Genomic DNA, 19,957 nt, shown 5'->3' with positions numbered 1-19,957 from the left:
ATGAGCCGCAAACAGCAACTGCTCAAGCGCCATCGGCGCAACAAACGTATCAGCCTGTTGATCGCGCTGATGCTGTTGATTGCCATCGGCGTGATGGTGGCCTGGTGGTTGCCGTTGGTGTGTGCGGTGCTGGGCTGGATTGCCCACGAGGCCTGGTTCGCAGACCACCTGTTTTATTCCCCAAAAGACGATTACCGATACAGCTTCCCGCCCTTCACCCCACAACCCAAGGTGCATCTGGACGGCGAGCGCTTGCGCCTGGACGAAGGCGTGATGCTGGTCGACGACGCCACGCTGGTGTTGGCGCTACGGGTGAAAAGCACCTGGCTGGGGCGCTTTATCGACCCGCTGGTGGAGTTGTCGGGTGGTGATAATCCGGACCGGCAAACCTTTGAACGCGGCGCGAATGGCCTGCGTTACCTGAACCTCAGTGGTCAGGCGCAAGTGCTGTCGCGTGGTGAGTTGCGCCTGCGTGGACGCTACTGCCGCCTGTTCGGCGAGCCGGTATTGTGGGCACTGGAACAACCCGACTTCCGCCGGCAACGGGTGATGGTGATCGCGCCCCACGCCGACGACGCCGAGCTGGCTGCCTATGGTTTGTACAGCCAGGCCGATGAAGCCTGGATCGTGACACTGACGGCCGGTGAAATCGAAGCCGAACACTACCAACAGATCGGCCTGAACAAGGTCGAGGCGTCGCGGCTCAAGGGCCGTTTGCGCGCTTGGGACAGCATTGCCGTACCGCGTTGGGCTGGTGTGCCGCAGGCTCATTGCGTGCAGTTGGGTTACTTCTGTCTGCAACTGGCAGCGATGCAGGCCGCGCCGACGCAACCGGTCGGTTCGCGAGAAGCGGACATGAGTGACACTCGGCTGTTTCGCGAGTTGAATCCATTTGCCCTGCCGGGCGATGCCGACGGTGCGCCGACCTGGAACAACCTGTTGGCCGATCTGCGTGCAGTACTGCTGCGTGCGCGCCCTGACGTGATCGTACTGCCGCACCCGACCCTCGATCCGCATCCCGATCATATCTGTGCCCAACAAGCGGTTCTCGAAGCCTTGAAAGGCCTGGAATGGCAGCCGACCACACTGCTCGGCTACGCCAACCATTTGCACGACAACGACCGCTGGCCAATGGGCGATGCCGGTCATGGTATCGCGTTGCCGCCAGGCTTCGACGCGGCGACGCCAATGCAGCCTTGCTGCCTGCCGCTGTCTCTGGACCTTCAGCGCGACAAAGCCATGGCGTTGGGCATGATGCATGACCTGCAACCGTCGATGCCGTTCAAGCGACGCCTGCGCCGATTAATCCAGCGGCTACTGGCCAGGCGGAAGCCGCCGGCCTACGGTGAAAACGAATTCTTTCGCAAGGCCGTTCGGCGTCACGAGCTCTTGTGGATACTCAAGCACACACCAATCAACGCTTCGCAGCGGGGAGAGTTATGAGCCAGCGGCTAAAGGTTCTGCAATTGCAGCCTGACTACAACGTCAAAGCCCATGATTTTGCCGACCTCGCGGAGCAGATCGTCAAGGCGCTGCCCGGTGATCGCTACGAAGTGACGGCGGCGTTCCTGCGCGGCAAGCCCGGGCCAGGTGAGGCTATAAGCCGGGCGGACCGTTCGGTGTACTTCGAGTTTTCCGACAAGTCCCTCAAAGGCATGCGCTTGCGGGCGATGTGGACGCTGTACAAGTTTTGCCGCGCGGAAAAATTCGACGTGGTGATCTGTAACCGCTTCAAGCCCGTGAACATGATGCTGACGCTTAACCGTTGGTTGAAAGTGCCGCTGTGCATCGGCATTTCTCACGGTTTTGGTGAGTACGACCGGTTTTACCGGCGCCGCCAGACCCAGCGCCTGATCGATCGTCACTGGCGTTTTGTCGGCGTGTCGCCGGCGGTCAAACAGTACCTGTTGGACTGCGACTGCGGTTTTACCGATCAGAATACTTACGCGATCACCAACGCCATCGACATTGAGCAGGCCGAAGGTTTGCAGCATAGCCGCGAGCGTGCCCGCGAATTGTTGGGGATCGATCCGTCGGTGCGCTTGATTGGTGCTCTGGGGCGTCTTGTACCGGTCAAGGGTCACACCTATCTGTTGCAGGCGTTTGCCGCGCTCAAGGACAAGTACCCGAACACACAGTTGGCGATCATTGGTGCCGGCCGCGAAGAGTCGCGCCTGAATGCCGAGATCGAACGCTTGGGCCTGACCGGGCGCGCACACCTTCTGGGCTTCAAGGAAATCGCCTTGCAGTACATTCGCGCCTTCGACATCTGGACCATGCCGTCCCTGGCTGAAGGCCTCGGGTTGGCGCTGCTCGAAGGCATGAGCGGTCATCTGCCGGTGATCGCCTCCAACGTACCCGCCATGTTGCCGCTGATTGAAGGGGCTGGCGGGCTGGCGATTACGCCCAAGGAAGTGCCGAGCCTGGTCGCAGCGCTGGATAACTACCTCGGGCTGTCGGATGTCGAGCTCAAGGCCAAGGGCGAGCAGGCCTTCCGTTATCTGCAGGAACAACACGACATCGAGGTGTTCCGTCAGGAATACCTGAGCCTGATTGACTCCGGCCTGGAACAGGCCCGCAAGGAACAACCATGAGCGCCGCGCAACCTCTCGTCACGGTCATCATTGCGTCGTATAACCACGCTCGCTACATCGAGGAAAGCATTCTCAGCGTCCTCAACCAGACGTATAAGAACATCGAATTGTTGGTGGTCGACGACGGTTCCAGCGACAACAGCGTTGAACGGATCAACGCTTTGCAGGCACAACACGGTTTCGATTTCCGGGTTCAACAGAACCAGGGGCTGACCAATACCCTCAACGGTGCCATCGCCCGTTCAAAGGGCAGTCTGATCGTGCCGTTCGGTTCTGACGACATCATGCTGCCAGAGCGCATCGCCACTCAGGTGGCGCACATGGATGGCAAGCCCGAGGTTGGTATCTGCGCCGGCAATATCGAGCTGATCGACGCCGACGGTAATCTGTACCCGGAGAAGCGTCAGCGTCGTGATGTGCCGTTTCGTCGTCTGGATTTCGATGACATGTTTCTGGAGCGCAAACCCTATCCACCCGCCCCGACCCTGATGATCCGTCGGGAGGCGCTGGATAAGGTGGGTGGGTTCGATCCGAACATTCGCCTGGAAGATTTGCTGATCGAACTGAAGGTGACCCATGCCGGTTACTTTATCGATGGCCTGAATGTGCTGATGGCGCGCTATCGCAAACACGCCACCAACTCTTACAAGAACCACCGCTTCATGATCGACAGCATCCTGCGTACCTACGCGCTGTTCAGCGACCATCCACTGTACGACGAGGTTCGCTACAAGTTCCTCAGCTCAATGTTCCTCAAGACCGCCAACCGTGACCGCAAGCTGGCCCGCGAACTGCTGGCGCAGATCCCGTTCAAGGCCTGGAACAAGAAGACCTGGCGCGGTCTGGGGCGGCTGTACTTCTCGCCGCTGGAAAAAGACTGACCCAGCCTCCATGCGCCTTATAGCCGCAGGCTTCGCCAGCAGCTACAAGGTGTGTGTCAGCTTCAGCCAGCGATCTTCTCCGTCAGAATCCTGTTGGCTTGATTGCCTTGGCGCAGCCACAGCAAGGCCTTCTTGCCGGCCGTTATGCCCGGTTTCTCAATGTACAGGAACGTCAGGCTGCTGATGATGATCAGCAGGCAGCTGCACAGGGCCAGCAGCGGCAGAAAGGTCCAGATGTCACGCGCATCCAGATCAAGCACCAGCGGCAGGCGCTGGATGAACACCCACAGCACAAAGCCGTGCAGTAAATAGGTGCTGTAGCTGATTTCGCCGAGCCAACGGATGCTGCGTGGTTTCAGCGCACCGAACAGGGTGTTTCCGGACGCCACAATCACGAAAAACAACGACATGAGCAGCAGTGGCTTCGGGCTGAAAGCACGGTTGAATGCCGTGAAGGCAATTGCCAATGCCAGCAGCGCGATAATCCCCGCCATTCGAGTCTGACCCCAGGCCACCAGTTTCGGTTGGCGAACCCAGTACGCAGCGCCGATGCCGCCGAGAAAGCTCGCGAGAAAATGTTTTTTCAGCGAGTGCTCCAGGCCGACCAGTTCATACAGTGCGTAAATGCCGATCAGGCACAACACCGTTTGCTTCCAGCTGCCTCGGTAGATAAACACCAAGGCGGCGAGGGGCAATGCCAGATAGAAAAATACCTCGTAACCCAAAGTCCAGGTGACGTTGGAGATCAGCACGCCGGTTTGGTAGTACTGGTTGACGTCCGGCCGGTCGAAGGTCAGCCAGGCCAGGATCTGGCCGAAGAACTGGATCCCTGAGTCCTTGAGTTCCCAGTTCTGCAGGTAGAACACCGTGACAAACACGATCAGCATCAGCGGCAAGTACAACGGGTACAGGCGAAACAGCCGCGATACTGCAAAAGCCAGCCAGTCGTGTTGACGTCCCTGGGTGAGTAGTCGATTCCAAAACAGGAAAGCGGTGATCATGAAAAACAGCGCGACACTGCCTTGGCCAAGTTGTGAGTAGAAATTGCTCGGCGGAAAATCAAACACACCCGTGCGCAGGAAGATCAAGGTAATGATCGCATGGTGTACGAACACGCCGAACGCCAGATAACCGCGTAGCCCATCAATGCTGGCATAACGGCTTTCACTGGAATGTTCGATTTGACGGGCGATTTTCGGTACGGCGCGTAACAGCAGGGCGCCGGTCACAATGGCCAGCAGATAAGCTGCTAGCGCAATGAGAGGATTGGTTTCAGTCATCAATGAGCCTTGACCGGGGAGCTCCCGGTCAGCACTAGTCTGTGCAGGTTATCAACAGCGGACTTGGATGCCGTCATGGCATAGCCCTGAAGCAGTGCTTCAAAGTGTTCCTGGAACAGCCAGCGCTTGTCTACGGTGTAACGCTGCATATGGCGCAGGTTGCGCTGACGCAGGGCCAGGCTCAACGAAGAAGGGTAAATGCGCAGGTCGGCCACATCGATCAAGCCGAACTCTCCATCTTCAAGCACCAGAACGTTGCCCAGGTGCAGCGAACGGAAATAGACGCCCTGTTCATGCAGTTGAGCCATGAACTTGCCGAATCGCTCCACCAGCGCCTCACGCACCGCGGGTGCGGTTATGCCTTGCAAGACCTGGCGCAGCGTATTGCCGGGCAGCGGTGAATAGTGCACGGCGCTGCTGCCGTCTGCCAGGCGATAAAGGTCAAGAATCGGCGGGGTCGCAAACCCCATGTTGCGCAGCTGCTCGCTGTTGACGGCAAAGCGTTCGGAGTAGGGGTTGAAACTGCCTGAGGTGTACCAGCGACGGCAGCGGAACAGCTTGAGGAAGCTGCCATCGAGCAGGCGCAAGACTTTGGGGCCCAGGCCATCTTCTTCGATCACCTGCGCATTGGCGGTCAATTGTTGCTGGGCCGTTGGCGTCAGTGTCTTGATGGGCATCGCCAACAAGCGTCTGGCGCGTTGATTAATGCAAAGCGCGGCGATCAGCGCCAGCGGAATCCAGAGCAGAAACCAGTGCTCCTTCGGCCGGGAGATGATGCCGCCGCCCTCGGTCAAGCCTGCGCCGATGCCGAATATCAGCCAGGTCGAGGCGATGATGAACAGTGGTTGCACGCGATTTCGCCAACTGCTGAGCAAACTCCAGGCCTGGAAAAACAACCATGGCAGCAATCCCACAACACCGACGTAAAAGAGCACGCCCAGGACAAAGCTGTGGGGCTCCTGAAAGCTGACGCCGACGCCGGGGTCGATGGCCAGGTTGGCGCTATAACCATGACCGATCCATGGGTGATCGGCTATTTGATTGATAGCCAGTTGCCAAATTTCGAAGCGATAAGAATCGCCGCGTTCGATGATCATTCGCGCAAACAGCACATAAAGCGCGGCGCCGCTGGCAACCAATGCGCCCAGCAATATGACGGAGCGGCGGTTCCAGCAAATGAAGCCCAGCCAGAGCCCCGCCATCGTCAGTGCAGCCAGAGGCGTTCTGGAGCCAGTGGCGATCACGGCGGCAAACATGATTGCCATCGCCGGAAGACTCAACCAGAGCATCAGGCGGCGCTTGCAGATCATGCTCATGCTCAGCCAGTAGGCAGCATAAAAGCCATAGATGTGAGAACTCAGCAGTGGGTTGTCGAACGCACCGCCACCGATCAAACGCATACCCGGCTCGTACATGCGGGCGAAAACGAACAGGTTATGGACGGTGCCGACCAGTCCGATCAATGCCGCGGCGAACAGCAGGGGGTGAATGATTTCGCTGCGATAGCGCACCAGCAAGTAGCAGCCAGCGAACAGCATCAGGATATGCAGCGGTGCTTTGACTTGACTGGAGAAGCTTTCCTGTCCCGGTGCCCAGGACAAACTCACCAGCGCCCAGGCCGCGAACACCACCACGGCAATGAAGATCGGCTCGCGGCACAATTCTTTGAGTTCGCGGGGACGCAGACACAGGGCAATCAGCACCGGAATGCTGAACAGGCCATAATAAAGTTTGTGGTGCAGACTCCGGCCCGGCAAGAAAAACAATGCGCATAGAAGCAAGAGATAGCCAAGTGGAAGAATCCAGAGGCAGATGAAATCGAAAACTCGATTTGACGCACTATTGAAACCGCTGAGTTGCATACTGAGAGATTCAATCCTGAAGTTGATCGGGCATTCCGGGGTGATGGCTATTTGATACTTAATTCGATGCCTAACAATAACAGCCTTTAGTCGATTGCCAGAACCCTGAAGAAGCTGTGCTAAAGTCAGCGTCCTTTTTATCGACAAACGCGTGATATGGCCGACTCCAGTCTCTCCGCAAGCCCATCGAGCTTGAAAATCTACTTCCGCCTGCTCGGCTATGTCCGGCCGTACATCAGTCTGTTTCTGATCAGCATTGTCGGCTTTTTGATTTTCGCTTCGACCCAGCCGATGCTTGGTTACATTCTCAAATACTTTGTCGATGGCCTGTCCAATCCTGAGGCAGTGCTTTTCCCCTCTGTGCCTTACCTGCGCGACCTGCAACTGTTGCAGGCTGTGCCGCTGCTGATCATTCTGATCGCCGCGTGGCAGGGGCTGGGATCATATCTGGGCAACTACTTTCTGGCCAAGGTTTCCCTCGGGCTTGTCCATGACTTGCGGGTGCAGTTGTTCAATAACCTGCTGGTTTTGCCCAATCGCTATTTCGACAAGCATAACTCGGGTCATCTGATTTCGCGTATCACCTTCAATGTGACGATGGTCACCGGGGCGGCCACAGATGCGATCAAGGTCGTAATCCGTGAAGGCATGACAGTGATCTTCCTGTTTGCCTCGCTGCTGTTCATGAATTGGCGCCTGACGCTGGTCATGATCGCCATCCTGCCGCTGATCGCCATCATGGTGCGCACCGCGAGCAAGAAATTCCGCAAGCAGAGCAAGAAAATCCAGGTGGCCATGGGCGACGTGACCCACGTGGCGTCGGAAACCATCCAGGGGTATCGCGTGGTGCGCAGCTTTGGCGGTGAAGTCTACGAAGAGAAGCGTTTCTTCGCAGCCAGTCAGGGCAACACCGACAAACAACTGCGCATGACGCGCACCGGTGCCATTTACACGCCGTTGTTGCAACTGGTGATCTACAGCGCCATGGCGGTGTTGATGTTCCTGGTGCTGTTCCTGCGCGGCGATGCGTCGGCTGGTGACATGGTTGCCTACATCACCCTGGCCGGCCTGTTGCCCAAGCCGATCCGCCAATTGTCCGAAGTCAGCTCGACCATCCAGAAAGGTGTGGCGGGTGCCGAGAGTATTTTCGAACAGCTGGACGTCGAGCCTGAAGTCGATACCGGCACCGTGGAGCGCGATGCCGTCAGCGGCCGCCTGGACGTGCGCAATCTGAGCTTCACCTACCCTGGCACCGATCGCCAGGTACTCAATGACATCAGTTTCTCGGCCGAGCCTGGGCAAATGGTAGCGCTTGTCGGACGGTCCGGCAGCGGCAAGTCGACCCTGGCCAACCTGATTCCACGCTTCTACCACCACGACAAGGGCGAGATCCTGATTGATGATGTTGAGGTGGAGGATTACAAACTGCTGAACCTGCGCAAGCACATCGCCCAAGTGACCCAGCATGTGACGTTGTTCAGCGACACGGTGGCCAATAACATTGCTTATGGCGACCTGGCTGGCGCACCTCGTGACGCGATCGAAAGAGCCGCGAAAGATGCCTACGCAATGGATTTCATCGCGCAGTTGCCCGAAGGCCTGGACACCCAGGTCGGCGAGAATGGTGTGCTGCTGTCCGGCGGTCAGCGCCAGCGCCTGGCCATTGCACGGGCCCTGTTGAAGAACGCACCGTTGCTGATTCTCGACGAAGCCACTTCGGCGCTCGACACTGAATCGGAGCGCCACATTCAGGCGGCGCTGGACCAAGTGATGAAAGGCCGGACCACGCTGGTAATCGCTCACCGTCTGTCGACCATCGAAAAGGCTGACCTGATCCTGGTGATGGATCAGGGCCGGATTGTCGAGCGCGGCACCCATGCCGAGCTTCTGGCGCAAAACGGTTACTACGCCCGCCTGAACGCCATGGGCCTCGACGCTCCGACTGAAGACATCGCCTGACCCTCGGCATCCGTCAGTTTTAATGACAGTCTGAAAAAAATGCAGCCTGAGGTTCTTTGAACCTGACCAGGCTGCTTTTTTTTTGCTTTTTACGACCTCGTTCATGCCATGCGCAAGGCCACGCCAACCCTGTGGTAATATCGCGCCCCTGTTCATTTTGTATGTGGGTTGCTCCATGAAGTTGTCCATGCCGCGATTCGATCAAGCCCCTGTCTTGGTGGTCGGCGATGTCATGCTCGACCGTTACTGGCATGGTGGTACCTCACGGATTTCCCCTGAGGCGCCGGTACCGGTTGTCAAGGTCGAGCAAATCGAAGACCGCCCGGGCGGTGCCGCCAACGTTGCGTTGAACATTGCCGCGCTCGGTGCCCCGGCCTCGCTGGTCGGCGTGACCGGCGACGACGAAGCTGCCGACAGCCTGGCCAATAGCCTCAAGGGTGCTGGCGTTCGGGCGATATTCCAGCGCATTGCGCACCAGCCGACCATCGTCAAGCTGCGGGTCATGAGTCGTCACCAGCAACTGCTGCGTATCGACTTTGAAGAACCCTTCGCCACCGATGCGTTGGCGCTTGGCGAGCAAGTCGATGAATTGCTCGAAGGCATCAAGGTGCTGGTGCTGTCCGACTACGGCAAAGGCGCACTGAAAAACCATCAGGTGCTGATCCAGGCCGCACGTGCCCGTGGTATTCCGGTGCTGGCGGATCCCAAGGGCAAGGATTTTTCGATCTACCGTGGCGCAAGCCTGATCACCCCGAACCTCAACGAGTTCGAAACCATCGTCGGTGGTTGCGCCGATGAGCACGAGCTGGTGAGCAAGGGCGCGCAGCTGATGCACGACCTCGACCTCGGCGCCTTGCTGGTGACCCGTGGCGAACACGGCATGACGTTGCTGCGCCCTGATCACCCGGCGCTGCACTTGCCGGCCCGCGCCCGTGAAGTGTTCGACGTGACCGGTGCCGGTGATACCGTGATTTCTACCCTGGCAGCCGCTATTGCGGCGGGCGAAGAATTGCCGCACGCGGTGGCCCTGGCCAACCTGGCGGCGGGCATCGTGGTCGGCAAACTCGGTACGGCGGCCATCAGCGCGCCGGAACTGCGCCGCGCCATCCAGCGTGCAGAAGGGTCGGAGCGCGGCGTGTTGGGCCTAGAGCAGCTATTGCTGGCGGTCGACGATGCGCGTGCGCACAAAGAGAAGATCGTCTTCACCAATGGCTGCTTCGACATTCTGCATGCCGGCCACGTGACCTACCTTGAGCAGGCACGGGCCCAGGGCGATCGTCTGATCGTTGCAGTCAACGACGATGCTTCGGTCAGCCGCTTGAAGGGTCCGGGTCGTCCAATCAACAGCGTTGACCGTCGAATGGCGGTATTGGCCGGTTTGGGCGCAGTGGATTGGGTGATCAGCTTCCCTGAAGGCACCCCGGAAAACCTGCTGCGTGCGGTCAAGCCGGACGTGTTGGTCAAGGGTGGCGATTATGGGATTGACCAAGTGGTCGGCGCAGACATCGTGACTGCTTACGGCGGCACGGTGAAAGTGCTGGGGCTGGTGGAAAACAGCTCGACTACTGCGATTGTCGAGAAAATCCGCCAATCCGAGTGAAGCCTAAAAGATCGCAGCCTCGTTTCACTCGACAGCTCCTACATTGAAATGCGATTCCCTGTAGGAGCTGTCGAGTGAAACGAGGCTGCGATCTTTTGACCTTTTGCTTTAAGAGCTGACTTTTTTACGCGGTACGATTCTCTTCAGCAATTGCTTCGCCTTCCCACGCAACCGCGCCAAACCTGAATCTTTCCCCGGTGGGCTCAAGCCCTGTTGCCTCACCCAATCCTTCCAGCGAATCCGCTCATCACGCACTACCCAGCCTTCCTGCCGGGCAAAGCTCTCCGCCAGAAACAAGCCACGAGTACTCGCCGGGTACAGTTGATCTTTCTTCAAGGTATAGAGCTCGGCCATCGGCTGACCGTCCTGCAATGGCATCAGGTATAAATCGGGGCGCTTGCGGTCGAGCCGGGCGACCAGTTGATCGCCTTCCAGTCGCTCATCGACATGAAACAGGCTCAGGGATTTGGCTTCTTTAGGCACGTCCAGGCGCAAGTCATAGATCAATTGCAACGACGCGGTGGGCAGATGCACGTAAGCGCGCGGCCGTTCGATCAACTGAAGCTTGGCGCAGCGCACCGGCCGCGCCGAACCGGACAACGGCGTCAGGCGAAACGGCAGCGCCTCGCGGTAATGCAGGGCGCTGGCGTAGGGTGCCGGCAGCCATGTGTCGTTGAAACGCCCGCCGAGCCAGCCTTCCGGGGTTTCCAGCAGGCATTCCTCAGCAATTTCCTGGATCGCGGTGTGCAACGGCAGGTTCAGCTCATGGGCCGGTACGTAGCCGGAGATCAGCTTGAGCACCACGTCGCCACGGTCTTGCCGACGCTGACGCACCAGCACCCAGTAATCGCGGTTCTGCCAATGCAGGGTCAGGCGCACCGAGACGCCAAGATTGGCCAGTTCCAGCGCAAACCGCTCGGTGTTAGCCACCGTCACGGGGCGGCGACGTTGCAGGGTCTGGGAGAAATTGAGCGGCATCCCGACGCTCTGATAGCTCAAGCCTTCGGGAGTCGCTTCGACGTACAACGGCAGGGTCTTGAAGTTGCTCGGGTTCTTTCTAATGAGCGTACGCGGCATGTCGGCTCCTGCTTAAGGCCGCGTGGGCGGCATCAGTTTCTACGGAGGACCTGGGCAACGGTCGCAACGTTGTGGGCGAGGTGCAGCGGATTAATGGTCCCGACAATAGCACTGGCAACACCCGGATGTTCAAACAACAATTCGAAGCTGGCGCGCACCGGGTCCACGCCTGGACTCAGGCACACATGACCACTGGCGAGGGCTTTTTTGACCAGGATGGCTTTGCCGTGAGCAGCAGCATAGTCAATGACGGGCTTCTCGTTCTGCTCGTTCAGATTGTAGGTGACCATGGCGCAATCACCTTGCTCCAGAGCCTTCAAACCACCCTCGACGGTTTTACCGGAAAAACCGAAGCCGCGAATCTTGCCTTCGGCCTTGAGCTTGGCGAGGGTCGCGTAGACCTCGCTGTCATTGAGGATCGCCAGATCGTTGCCGTCGGAGTGCACCAGCACCAGGTCGATAAAATCGGTTTCCAGGCGTTGCAGGCTGCGCTCCACCGACAGTCGAGTGTGGGCGGCGCTGAAGTCATGGCTCGATTGGCCGTCGGTAAACTCTTCGCCGACCTTGCTGACAATCACCCAGTCCTGGCGCTGGCCACGCAACAGTGGGCCGAGACGTTCTTCACTGCAGCCATAGGCCGGTGCGGTGTCGATCAGGTTGATGCCCATGTCGCGCGCGAGTTTGAGCAGCCTGCGCGCATCGTCGTCGTCGGGAATCTGGAAGCCGTTGGGGTATTTCACGCCTTGGTCGCGGCCGAGTTTGACCGTGCCCAGGCCCAGCGGTGAAACCAGCAGGCCGGTGCTGCCCAGCGGGCGGTGCAGTTCGTGCAGGGTTGGTTGGCTCATGGCAGCAGTTGATCCCAGGCCGGAACGCCCATCGGTGGTTTTGGCAGCGGCGGCAGCGGCTCAGTCTGGCTTGGCTGGATGCCGTCGCGCGTCAGGCTGGCGATGACCCGGTCGGCGAAGTCCGGCGCCAGTGCCAGTTTGGTCGGCCAGCCCACCATCAAGCGACCTTGTTCGGCGAGAAAGGCGTTGTCGGGGCGGGTGAGCCCCGATTGCAGCGGCTCGGCGCGGTCCACACGCAAGGTGGCCCATTGCGCGGTGCTCAGGTCGATCCATGGCAGTAATTGTCCGAGCTCTTGCTGGGCCGTAGCGATTTGCTCAGCGGGTTCTCGAGCAACGCCTTCGGCTTCGGCGATATCGCCCCCCATGTACCAGACCCACAGGCCATCGGCCGCCGGGTGAGTGGTCACGGTCAGGCGCGGTTTGGTGCCGCCACCCAGGCAATGGGCGTACAACGGTTTAAGGCCCGGGCCTTTGGCGATGATCATGTGCAACGGCCGGCGCTGCATGGCGGGCTGACTCAGCCCCAACGCTTCGAGTAACGCCGCCGTACCGGCGCCGGCGCTCAGGACAATGCGCTGGGCACGAATCTCGCGTTCATCGACCTTGAGGCCGACCAGAGCGTTGCCTTCCAGTAGCGGTTCGATCTTCTGTCCGGCGAGCAGGCCATCTCCGGCCAGATCGGCCAGGCGCTGGATCAGACTTGGCACATCGACCACCAATTCTGCCAAGCGATAGACCTTGCCCTTGAAGCGTTTGTCTTGCAGGGCCGGTGGCAGTTGCTCGCCCTTGACCTGATCGACTCGGCCGCGCACGGCCTTGCTGGCGAAGAAACTGGTGAGGTTGCCGGCGAGCGTGCCGGGGGACCAGAGGTAGTGGGCTTCGGACAGCAGGCGCACGCCGGACAGGTCCAGTTCGCCATCGCCCGCCAGCGCTGCACGCCAGCGGCGGGGCATGTCGGCAATGGCTTCCGACGCCCCGGTCAGGGCGCCATGCAACGCGTACTTGGCGCCGCCGTGAATGATGCCCTGGGACTTCACACTCTGCCCGCCGCCGAGGCTGGCGCTTTCCACCAGCACGGTCGAAAAACCCTGGCGGCGCAGACGCGCATTCAGCCAGAGGCCGGCGACACCAGCGCCGACAATCAGAACGTCGGTGGAAATAACGGATGGCATGCGGCGACCTCAGTGTTCAAGACGAGGGCGCAGTATACAGACTCGAAGAAAAGGGGACTTGTCGGTGATCAACTGGAGGGATGCAAACCTGTAGGAGTGAGCCTGCTCGCGATAGCGGTGTGTCAGCTTGCATAGATGTCGACGGGCATGACGCTATCGCGAGCAGGCTCGCTCCCACAATGGATTGTGGTTTGGGCCTAATGGCCTGCGGTTTTGGAGAACAGCTGGATCACCACAACGCCCAGCACAATCAACGCCATCCCCAGCATCGCCGGCACATCCAGCCTCTGCCCATAGATAAATAGCGCCGCGACGCTGACCATCACGATGCCCATGCCGGCCCACACCGCGTAAGCGACGCCGACCGGAACGCTGCGCACCACCAGGGTCAGCATCCAGAAGGCAATGCCGTAGCCGACAATCACCAGAATCAGCGGCAGCGGGGTGCTGAAACCTTTGACGGCTTTCATCGAAACGGTCGCGATCACTTCGGCGCAGATGGCGATGGCCAAGTAGTAGTAAGCGGTCATGGGGGCATCCTCGTGTGAAGTGTTGCTTTCTGAGGTTGGCATTTTAGAGACTCTTCAGATGCGGTAAAGTCATTACCTATCTGCCATGAAGATGGGTTGGCCTATGCAATGGGATCTTGAGCAACTGCGGTTGTTTGTCAGCGTAGCGGAGCAGCGTTCTTTTTCTGCCGTGGCGCGCAATCAGCGCAAGGCGCAGTCGGCGGTCAGCAGTTCGATTGCACTGCTGGAAGAAGACTTGGGCGTGAGCCTGTTCGACCGCAGCAGTGGCCGTCAGCCGAAACTCACCGAGGCCGGCAACGCATTGCTGGAAGAGGCGCGGGAAGTGTTGCGTCAGTGTGAGCGCCTCAATGGCCGCGCGCTGGCCATGATGCGCGGCCAGGAAGCTCGTCTGCGCGTGGCACAGGATGAGGCCATGCCCTATCAGCCGATCATCGAAAGCTTCGAAGCCCTGGCCGAAAAATTTCCCAGCCTCGAAGTGCAACTGACCAGCGCCGCCCAAGGCGATGTGGCGCGCAAGCTGGTGGAGCGCCGGGCCGATCTGGGATTGCTGTTTTATCACGACCAAATCCCCGAGGCCCTTGAGCGGCGAGTGCTGGGGCGCGTCGAGATGGTCACGGTGTGCGGCGTCGGGCATCCACTGGCGAAACAGGCACACGTCGATTGTCAGGCTCTGGCGCAGCATCGCCAGTTGCTGATGTCCACACAGTCCAGCGTCTATCCCGGTAGCGAACCGGCCAGCCCACAAGTCTGGCGCGCGGACAGCTTCTACGTGATGGCCGAATGGCTGGTGCGCGGCCTCGGTTGGGCCTGGTTGCCACGGCATGTGGTGCAATACCCGGCGTATCAGGACTTGATGGTTGAACTGGTCAGCGAATGGACCCCGCCGGCGCTGGTGGTGGAGTTGGTATGGCGTCGTGATGAACCGCTGGGCCCGGCGGCTCGCTGGCTGGCGGAACGTTTTGCCGTGCACTTGCAGGCGATCGGCGAGAAAAGCCGATAAACTCCGCCGCCATGAATAGAACTCTCTATACCGCGCTGTTTTACCTGGGGCTGCCACTGGTAGCGATTCGGCTGTGGCTGCGGGCGCGTAAGGCGCCGGCGTACGCCAAGCGTATTGGCGAGCGTTTCTCCGTCGGACTGCCGGTGATGACGCCGGGCGGTATCTGGGTGCACGCGGTGTCGGTGGGCGAAAGCATTGCCGCAGCGCCGATGATTCGCGCCTTGCTGCAACGTTATCCACAGTTGCCGATTACCGTGACCTGCATGACCCCGACCGGGTCCGAGCGCATCCTGGCCTTGTTCGCCAATGAGCCGCGCATTCAGCACTGCTACTTGCCCTACGATTTGCCATGCGCCGCTGCGCGCTTCCTGGATCGGGTCCGGCCAACCCTGGCGGTGATCATGGAAACCGAACTCTGGCCCAACCACATTCACCAATGTGCCAGGCGCGGGATTCCCGTGGCACTGGCCAATGCGCGGCTGTCCGAACGCTCGGCCAAGGGCTATGGTCGCTTCAGCAAACTGACGCAGCCGATGCTCGCCGAGATGAGCCTGTTCGCGGTACAGACCGAGGCCGAAGCCCAGCGCTTCCAAGAGTTGGGTGCGCGTCCTGAAACCGTAGAGGTCACCGGCTCAATCAAGTTCGACCTGACCATCGACCCGCAACTGCTGCAACGTGCCGCCGAACTGCGCACTCAGTGGCAGGCGCTTGAACGACCGGTGTGGATCGCCGCCAGTACCCATGAAGGCGAAGACGAAGTGGTCCTCGCGGCCCATCGTCAGTTGCTGGTCAATCATCCCGATGCGTTGCTGATTCTGGTGCCGCGCCATCCAGAGCGTTTCAACCCGGTGTTCGAACTGTGTCAGCAACAGGGTTTTGCCACACTGCGTCGTTCTACAGGAGAGCCAGTGACCTCGGCCACCTCGGTTCTGGTGGGGGACACCATGGGCGAGTTGCTGTTTCTCTACGCCTTGGCCGACAGCGCTTTTGTGGGGGGCAGCCTGATGCCGAACGGCGGGCATAACCTGCTGGAACCGGCCGCGCTGGCCAAGCCAGTCCTGAGCGGCCCGCACCTGTTCAACTTCCTCGAAATCGCCGCGCAATTGCGCAGTGCCGGGGCGTTGCAGGAAGTGGAGGATGCCGAAGGCCTGGCGCTGGCGGTGCAGCGGCTGTTCGAGTTGCCGCGCGATGCGCAGCGGATGGCAGAGGCGGGGCTTAAGGTGATGCGCACCAATCAAGGGGCGTTGCAGCGGTTGCTGGATGGGCTGGGGCGGTTGATCGATCGCTAATAAATGTGGTGAGAGGGTTAGCCCCCTCACCACAGTGATGACCTGTTACTGCGGAGGTCTTGCTTTTAATTGCTCTTCCGCTGCCTTCGCCAGGCCCGGTGGCAGGAAGTCCTTGTCGGGGTTGTAGTCGGCCTTGAGATAACGCTTCAGGTCTTCCAGATCCCCCGGGCTCAGTGTGCCGGCCTGCTGTTTGAGGCGCAGGTTGTCGAGGATGTAGTCGTAGCGGGTGTTGTTGTAGTCGCGTACCGAGGTGTACAGCGAACGCTGCGCATCCAGGACGTCGACGATGTTGCGTGTCCCCACCTGATAACCGATTTCGGTCGCTTCTACCGCACTCTGGTTGGAGATGATCGATTGCTTGCGCGCCGAAACCTGATCAACGTCAGTGTTCACTGCGCGGTGTAGATTGCGGGTACTTTCCACGATCTGCCGACGCAGCGCTTCGCGTTGCTGCTCGGTCTGGTCCAGCTGTGCATACGACTGGCGCACCTGGGAGGTGGTCAGGCCACCGCTGTAGATCGGGATGCTCAGTTGCAGGGCCAGCGTCGTTTGCTCGACGTTGCCACCGTACGCCTGAGGAAGGTTGTTCGGGTTGCTGAACCCCAGCGCGTCGTTGTCGCCTTTTTCATATTTCGCCACGGCGTCGACGGTCGGTAAGTGGCCGGCCTTGCGCTGCTTGAGGGTTTCTTCGGCGGCACTGACCGCGTAGTTGCTGGCCAGCAAATTCAGGTTCTGTCTGGCCGCCGTATCGACCCAGGCTTTGGCGTCGTTCGGAGACGGTGGCAAGATCGGCAGGCTATGGGTGACGCCCCAAATCGAATTGTACTGACGGTTGGTCAGAGTGATCAGTGCTTCAAACGCGTCATCTACCTGGCGCTGTGCAACGATCCGGTTGGCGCGTGCGGTGTCGTAGCTGGCTTGAGAGTTGAGCACGTCGGTCTTGTCCGACAAGCCGACATCGAAACGTTCGTTGGACTGGTCGAGCTGGCGTTTGAACGCCGCTTCTTCGGCCTTGGTCGACGCCAGGTTGTCCTGGGTGCGCAGCACGTTGAAGTAATTTTCAGCGGTCTGCAGGATCAGGTTTTGCTCGGTGGCCGAGAGTTGCAGGGCGGCCTGTTCGTTGACGTCCTTGGCGGCCTGAAACTGGAACCAGCGATCGGCACGGAACAGCGGCTGCGCCAGGGTGGCCTGATACGAATTTGCAGCGCGATTGGCCGTCGACGAAGGCTGATCGATCGAGGTGCGCACGTTAGCCAGTTCGGCACCGCCCGAAAGATTGGGCAGCAGGCCGGCACGGGCCTGGGGCACGACTTCTTTCTGTGCGCCGTATTGAGCAATGGCCGCCGCGAGGTCGGCGTTGTTGGCCTTCGCTTCCTGGTAGACGCTGACCAGATCGTTTTTGTTTGATACGGGCGCTTCTGCTGCCCAGGCCATTCCATTGGACGCACAAGACACGGCAATGGCCAGTGAGAGTTTGCGCAGCATAGGCGTTCCCTAGAATTAATATTACACAAATAATTTGAGCGCCAAGGCTAAGGCGCGGCACGTACCACGTCAATGCGTGGCTTGGCGTAGCGAGTGTAGTTGTGCAAGAGGGCGTGAACAATCCGGAATGCGCCATTCATCATGGTGTTTGCAGCGGTATTGGCGTTCTCTGCCAGTTGTGTCTAGACTGGCCGGGTTCTTGTCGGGGTGCCTTGCTATGAGGCTGAGATCGAATAATTTCGGATCCCGTTGAACCTGATCAGGTTAGCGCCTGCGTAGGGAACAAGATTTCTCGTCACCCGGCGAGTCCTCTTGTGCTTCGTCCGGGATGTTGTTCGACAATCGAACACCCCTCGAGCACTGAGCACAGCACCAACAGTGCCGTTATGGCTGATTGGCTGCGTCCATTCGTTACAGGTTCACTCCGACAAAATCCCACTGCCTGGATGCTGTCTGGAGAGCCCGTGATGACGATAAAACTAAAAAATACGACGAACCTGAGTGATTCGGCCCAAGTCGATCAACAGTCGGTTCAGCCGTTTACCCGCTCGCAAAAAATCTATGTTCAGGGCTCACGTCCGGACATCCTCGTGCCTATGCGCGAAATCAGCCTGGATGTGACTCCGACCGATTTCGGCGGCGAGATCAATGCGCCGGTGGTTGTGTACGACACCTCGGGCCCGTACACCGACCCCAATGTCATCATCGACGTGCGCAAAGGCCTGGCCGATGTGCGTTCACCGTGGATCGAGTCCCGTGGCGACACCGAACGCCTGCCTGGCTTGAGTTCGAACTTCGGCCAGGAGCGCCTTGCTGATGCCGAGCTGACCAAACTGCGCTTCGCCCACGTCAACAATCCGCGCCGCGCCAAGGCCGGGGCTAACGTCAGCCAGATGCACTACGCCCGCAAAGGCATCATCACCGCCGAGATGGAATACGTCGCCATCCGCGAAAACATGAAACTGGAAGTGGCCCGCGCCGCCGGGCTGCTGGACCAGCAACACGCCGGCCACAGCTTCGGCGCCAGCGTGCCGAAAATCATCACCCCCGAATTCGTCCGTGACGAGATCGCCCGCGGTCGCGCAATCATTCCGGCCAACATCAACCACACCGAACTGGAACCGATGATCATCGGCCGTAACTTCCTGGTGAAGATCAACGGCAACATCGGCAACAGTGCCCTGGGTTCGTCCATCGAAGAAGAAGTGGCGAAGCTGACCTGGGGCATTCGCTGGGGTTCGGACACGGTCATGGACTTGTCCACCGGCAAACACATTCACGAAACCCGCGAGTGGATCATCCGTAACTCGCCAGTGCCAATCGGTACGGTACCGATTTACCAGGCCCTGGAAAAAGTCGGTGGCGCTGCCGAAGATCTGACCTGGGAGCTGTTCCGCGACACGCTGATCGAGCAGGCCGAGCAGGGCGTCGACTACTTCACCATCCATGCCGGCGTGTTGCTGCGTTACGTGCCGCTGACCGCCAAACGCGTGACCGGTATCGTTTCCCGTGGCGGCTCGATCATGGCCAAGTGGTGCCTGGCGCATCACAAGGAAAACTTCCTCTACACCCATTTCGAAGACATCTGCGAAATCATGAAGGCCTATGATGTCAGCTTCTCGCTGGGTGATGGCCTGCGTCCGGGCTCGATTGCCGACGCCAACGACGCCGCACAATTCGGCGAGCTGGAAACCCTCGGCGAGCTGACCAAGATCGCCTGGAAACACGACGTGCAGTGCATGATCGAAGGCCCGGGTCACGTGCCGATGCAGTTGATCAAAGAGAACATGGACAAGCAGCTGGAATGCTGTGACGAAGCGCCGTTCTACACCCTCGGCCCGCTGACCACCGACATTGCACCGGGTTACGACCACATCACATCCGGGATCGGCGCGGCGATGATCGGCTGGTTCGGTTGCGCCATGCTCTGCTACGTGACGCCGAAGGAGCACTTGGGCCTGCCGAACAAGGATGACGTGAAGACCGGGATCATCACCTACAAGATCGCCGCGCATGCCGCGGATCTGGCCAAAGGGCATCCGGGCGCGCAGATTCGCGACAATGCCTTGAGCAAGGCGCGGTTCGAATTCCGTTGGGAAGACCAGTTCAACCTCGGTCTGGATCCGGACACCGCCCGTTCGTATCACGATGAAACCCTGCCGAAGGATTCGGCCAAGGTCGCGCACTTCTGCTCCATGTGCGGGCCGAAATTCTGCTCGATGAAGATCACTCAGGAAGTCCGTGAATACGCGGCCAACCAGCGGATCGAAACCGTGGATGCCGAGGTCGCCCAGGGATTGGCGGATCAGGCTGAACGGTTCAAGCAGGAAGGCAGTCAGCTGTACAAGAAGGTTTGATCGATCCCGCGCCAGTCCTTCCAGGC

General features: G+C 59.6%; 15 protein-coding genes and 1 riboswitch. Of the genes, 8 read left to right on the top strand and 7 right to left on the bottom strand.

Features of this window, described 5'->3' with window-relative positions; all coding sequences use genetic code 11:
- From AC1DWM_RS05880 to AC1DWM_RS05870, 3 genes are read left to right on the top strand one after another with little or no spacing between them, the layout of a single operon-like run.
- On the top strand, window positions 1-1,443 hold the full coding sequence (locus AC1DWM_RS05880) for a PIG-L deacetylase family protein (RefSeq protein ID WP_477794795.1): 1,443 nt from the start codon (window positions 1-3) through the stop codon (window positions 1,441-1,443).
- Window positions 1,440-2,594 (top strand): glycosyltransferase family 4 protein, encoded by a 1,155-nt coding sequence (locus tag AC1DWM_RS05875; protein WP_477794794.1) that lies wholly within the window; start codon window positions 1,440-1,442, stop codon window positions 2,592-2,594. Before AC1DWM_RS05880 ends, AC1DWM_RS05875 begins: the two co-directional genes overlap by 4 nt.
- A complete protein-coding gene (locus tag AC1DWM_RS05870; protein ID WP_477794793.1) occupies window positions 2,591-3,475 on the top strand; it encodes a glycosyltransferase in 885 nt (294 codons plus the stop codon). Before AC1DWM_RS05875 ends, AC1DWM_RS05870 begins: the two co-directional genes overlap by 4 nt.
- A gap of 62 nt (window positions 3,476-3,537) precedes the next feature.
- On the opposite strand, the gene AC1DWM_RS05865 is transcribed toward AC1DWM_RS05870, so the two are convergent.
- Complete coding sequence (locus AC1DWM_RS05865; protein ID WP_223520088.1) at window positions 3,538-4,755, bottom strand: acyltransferase family protein; 1,218 nt, start codon at window positions 4,753-4,755, stop codon at window positions 3,538-3,540.
- Window positions 4,755-6,617, bottom strand: a complete 1,863-nt coding sequence (locus AC1DWM_RS05860; RefSeq protein WP_223520090.1) for a bifunctional O-antigen ligase/aminoglycoside phosphotransferase family protein — start codon at window positions 6,615-6,617, stop codon at window positions 4,755-4,757. Before AC1DWM_RS05860 ends, AC1DWM_RS05865 begins: the two co-directional genes overlap by 1 nt.
- Before the next feature lie 156 nt (window positions 6,618-6,773).
- On the opposite strand from AC1DWM_RS05860, the gene msbA reads away from it, so the two are divergent.
- Window positions 6,774-8,576, top strand: a complete 1,803-nt coding sequence (gene msbA / locus AC1DWM_RS05855) for a lipid A export permease/ATP-binding protein MsbA (protein ID WP_223520092.1) — start codon at window positions 6,774-6,776, stop codon at window positions 8,574-8,576.
- A gap of 175 nt (window positions 8,577-8,751) precedes the next feature.
- Window positions 8,752-10,176 (top strand): bifunctional D-glycero-beta-D-manno-heptose-7-phosphate kinase/D-glycero-beta-D-manno-heptose 1-phosphate adenylyltransferase HldE, encoded by a 1,425-nt coding sequence (gene hldE / locus AC1DWM_RS05850; RefSeq protein WP_223520093.1) that lies wholly within the window; start codon window positions 8,752-8,754, stop codon window positions 10,174-10,176.
- 108 nt (window positions 10,177-10,284) lie between these two features.
- On the opposite strand, the gene AC1DWM_RS05845 is transcribed toward hldE, so the two are convergent.
- From AC1DWM_RS05845 to AC1DWM_RS05830, 4 genes are all read right to left on the bottom strand, one after another.
- Entirely contained in the window at window positions 10,285-11,253 is a 969-nt protein-coding gene (locus AC1DWM_RS05845) for a metal ABC transporter ATPase (RefSeq protein WP_223520095.1), read from the bottom strand.
- 32 nt (window positions 11,254-11,285) lie between these two features.
- Window positions 11,286-12,098, bottom strand: coding sequence for an aldo/keto reductase (locus tag AC1DWM_RS05840; RefSeq protein WP_477794792.1), 813 nt, complete (start codon window positions 12,096-12,098; stop codon window positions 11,286-11,288).
- Window positions 12,095-13,270, bottom strand: a complete 1,176-nt coding sequence (locus AC1DWM_RS05835) for an NAD(P)/FAD-dependent oxidoreductase (protein WP_477794791.1) — start codon at window positions 13,268-13,270, stop codon at window positions 12,095-12,097. Before AC1DWM_RS05835 ends, AC1DWM_RS05840 begins: the two co-directional genes overlap by 4 nt.
- Before the next feature lie 197 nt (window positions 13,271-13,467).
- The gene (locus AC1DWM_RS05830; protein ID WP_150797006.1) at window positions 13,468-13,800 is read right to left on the bottom strand and encodes a DMT family transporter; all 333 of its coding nucleotides are present in this window, start codon (window positions 13,798-13,800) and stop codon (window positions 13,468-13,470) included.
- A gap of 103 nt (window positions 13,801-13,903) precedes the next feature.
- Between AC1DWM_RS05830 and AC1DWM_RS05825 the strand changes: the two genes are divergently transcribed.
- Window positions 13,904-14,800: a LysR family transcriptional regulator gene (locus AC1DWM_RS05825; protein ID WP_223520101.1), complete on the top strand. Its 897-nt coding sequence runs from the start codon at window positions 13,904-13,906 to the stop codon at window positions 14,798-14,800.
- 11 nt (window positions 14,801-14,811) lie between these two features.
- Window positions 14,812-16,089 (top strand): lipid IV(A) 3-deoxy-D-manno-octulosonic acid transferase, encoded by a 1,278-nt coding sequence (gene waaA, locus AC1DWM_RS05820; RefSeq protein ID WP_477794790.1) that lies wholly within the window; start codon window positions 14,812-14,814, stop codon window positions 16,087-16,089.
- Window positions 16,090-16,134: 45 nt separating this feature from the next.
- Here waaA and AC1DWM_RS05815 read toward each other — a convergent pair whose 3' ends face one another.
- On the bottom strand, window positions 16,135-17,574 hold the full coding sequence (locus AC1DWM_RS05815; protein ID WP_477794789.1) for a TolC family outer membrane protein: 1,440 nt from the start codon (window positions 17,572-17,574) through the stop codon (window positions 16,135-16,137).
- A gap of 193 nt (window positions 17,575-17,767) precedes the next feature.
- Window positions 17,768-17,873, top strand: a riboswitch (TPP riboswitch).
- A 168-nt stretch (window positions 17,874-18,041) separates the two neighbouring features.
- On the opposite strand from AC1DWM_RS05815, the gene thiC reads away from it, so the two are divergent.
- On the top strand, window positions 18,042-19,931 hold the full coding sequence (gene thiC / locus AC1DWM_RS05810; RefSeq protein WP_054053301.1) for a phosphomethylpyrimidine synthase ThiC: 1,890 nt from the start codon (window positions 18,042-18,044) through the stop codon (window positions 19,929-19,931).
- The last annotated feature ends 26 nt before the right edge of the window (window positions 19,932-19,957 follow it).

It is taken from the genome of Pseudomonas sp. P4_C8 (assembly GCF_056401975.1).
The sequence above is the reverse complement of the archived record's forward strand: the minus strand, read 5'-3'. Positions and strand labels throughout refer to the sequence as shown.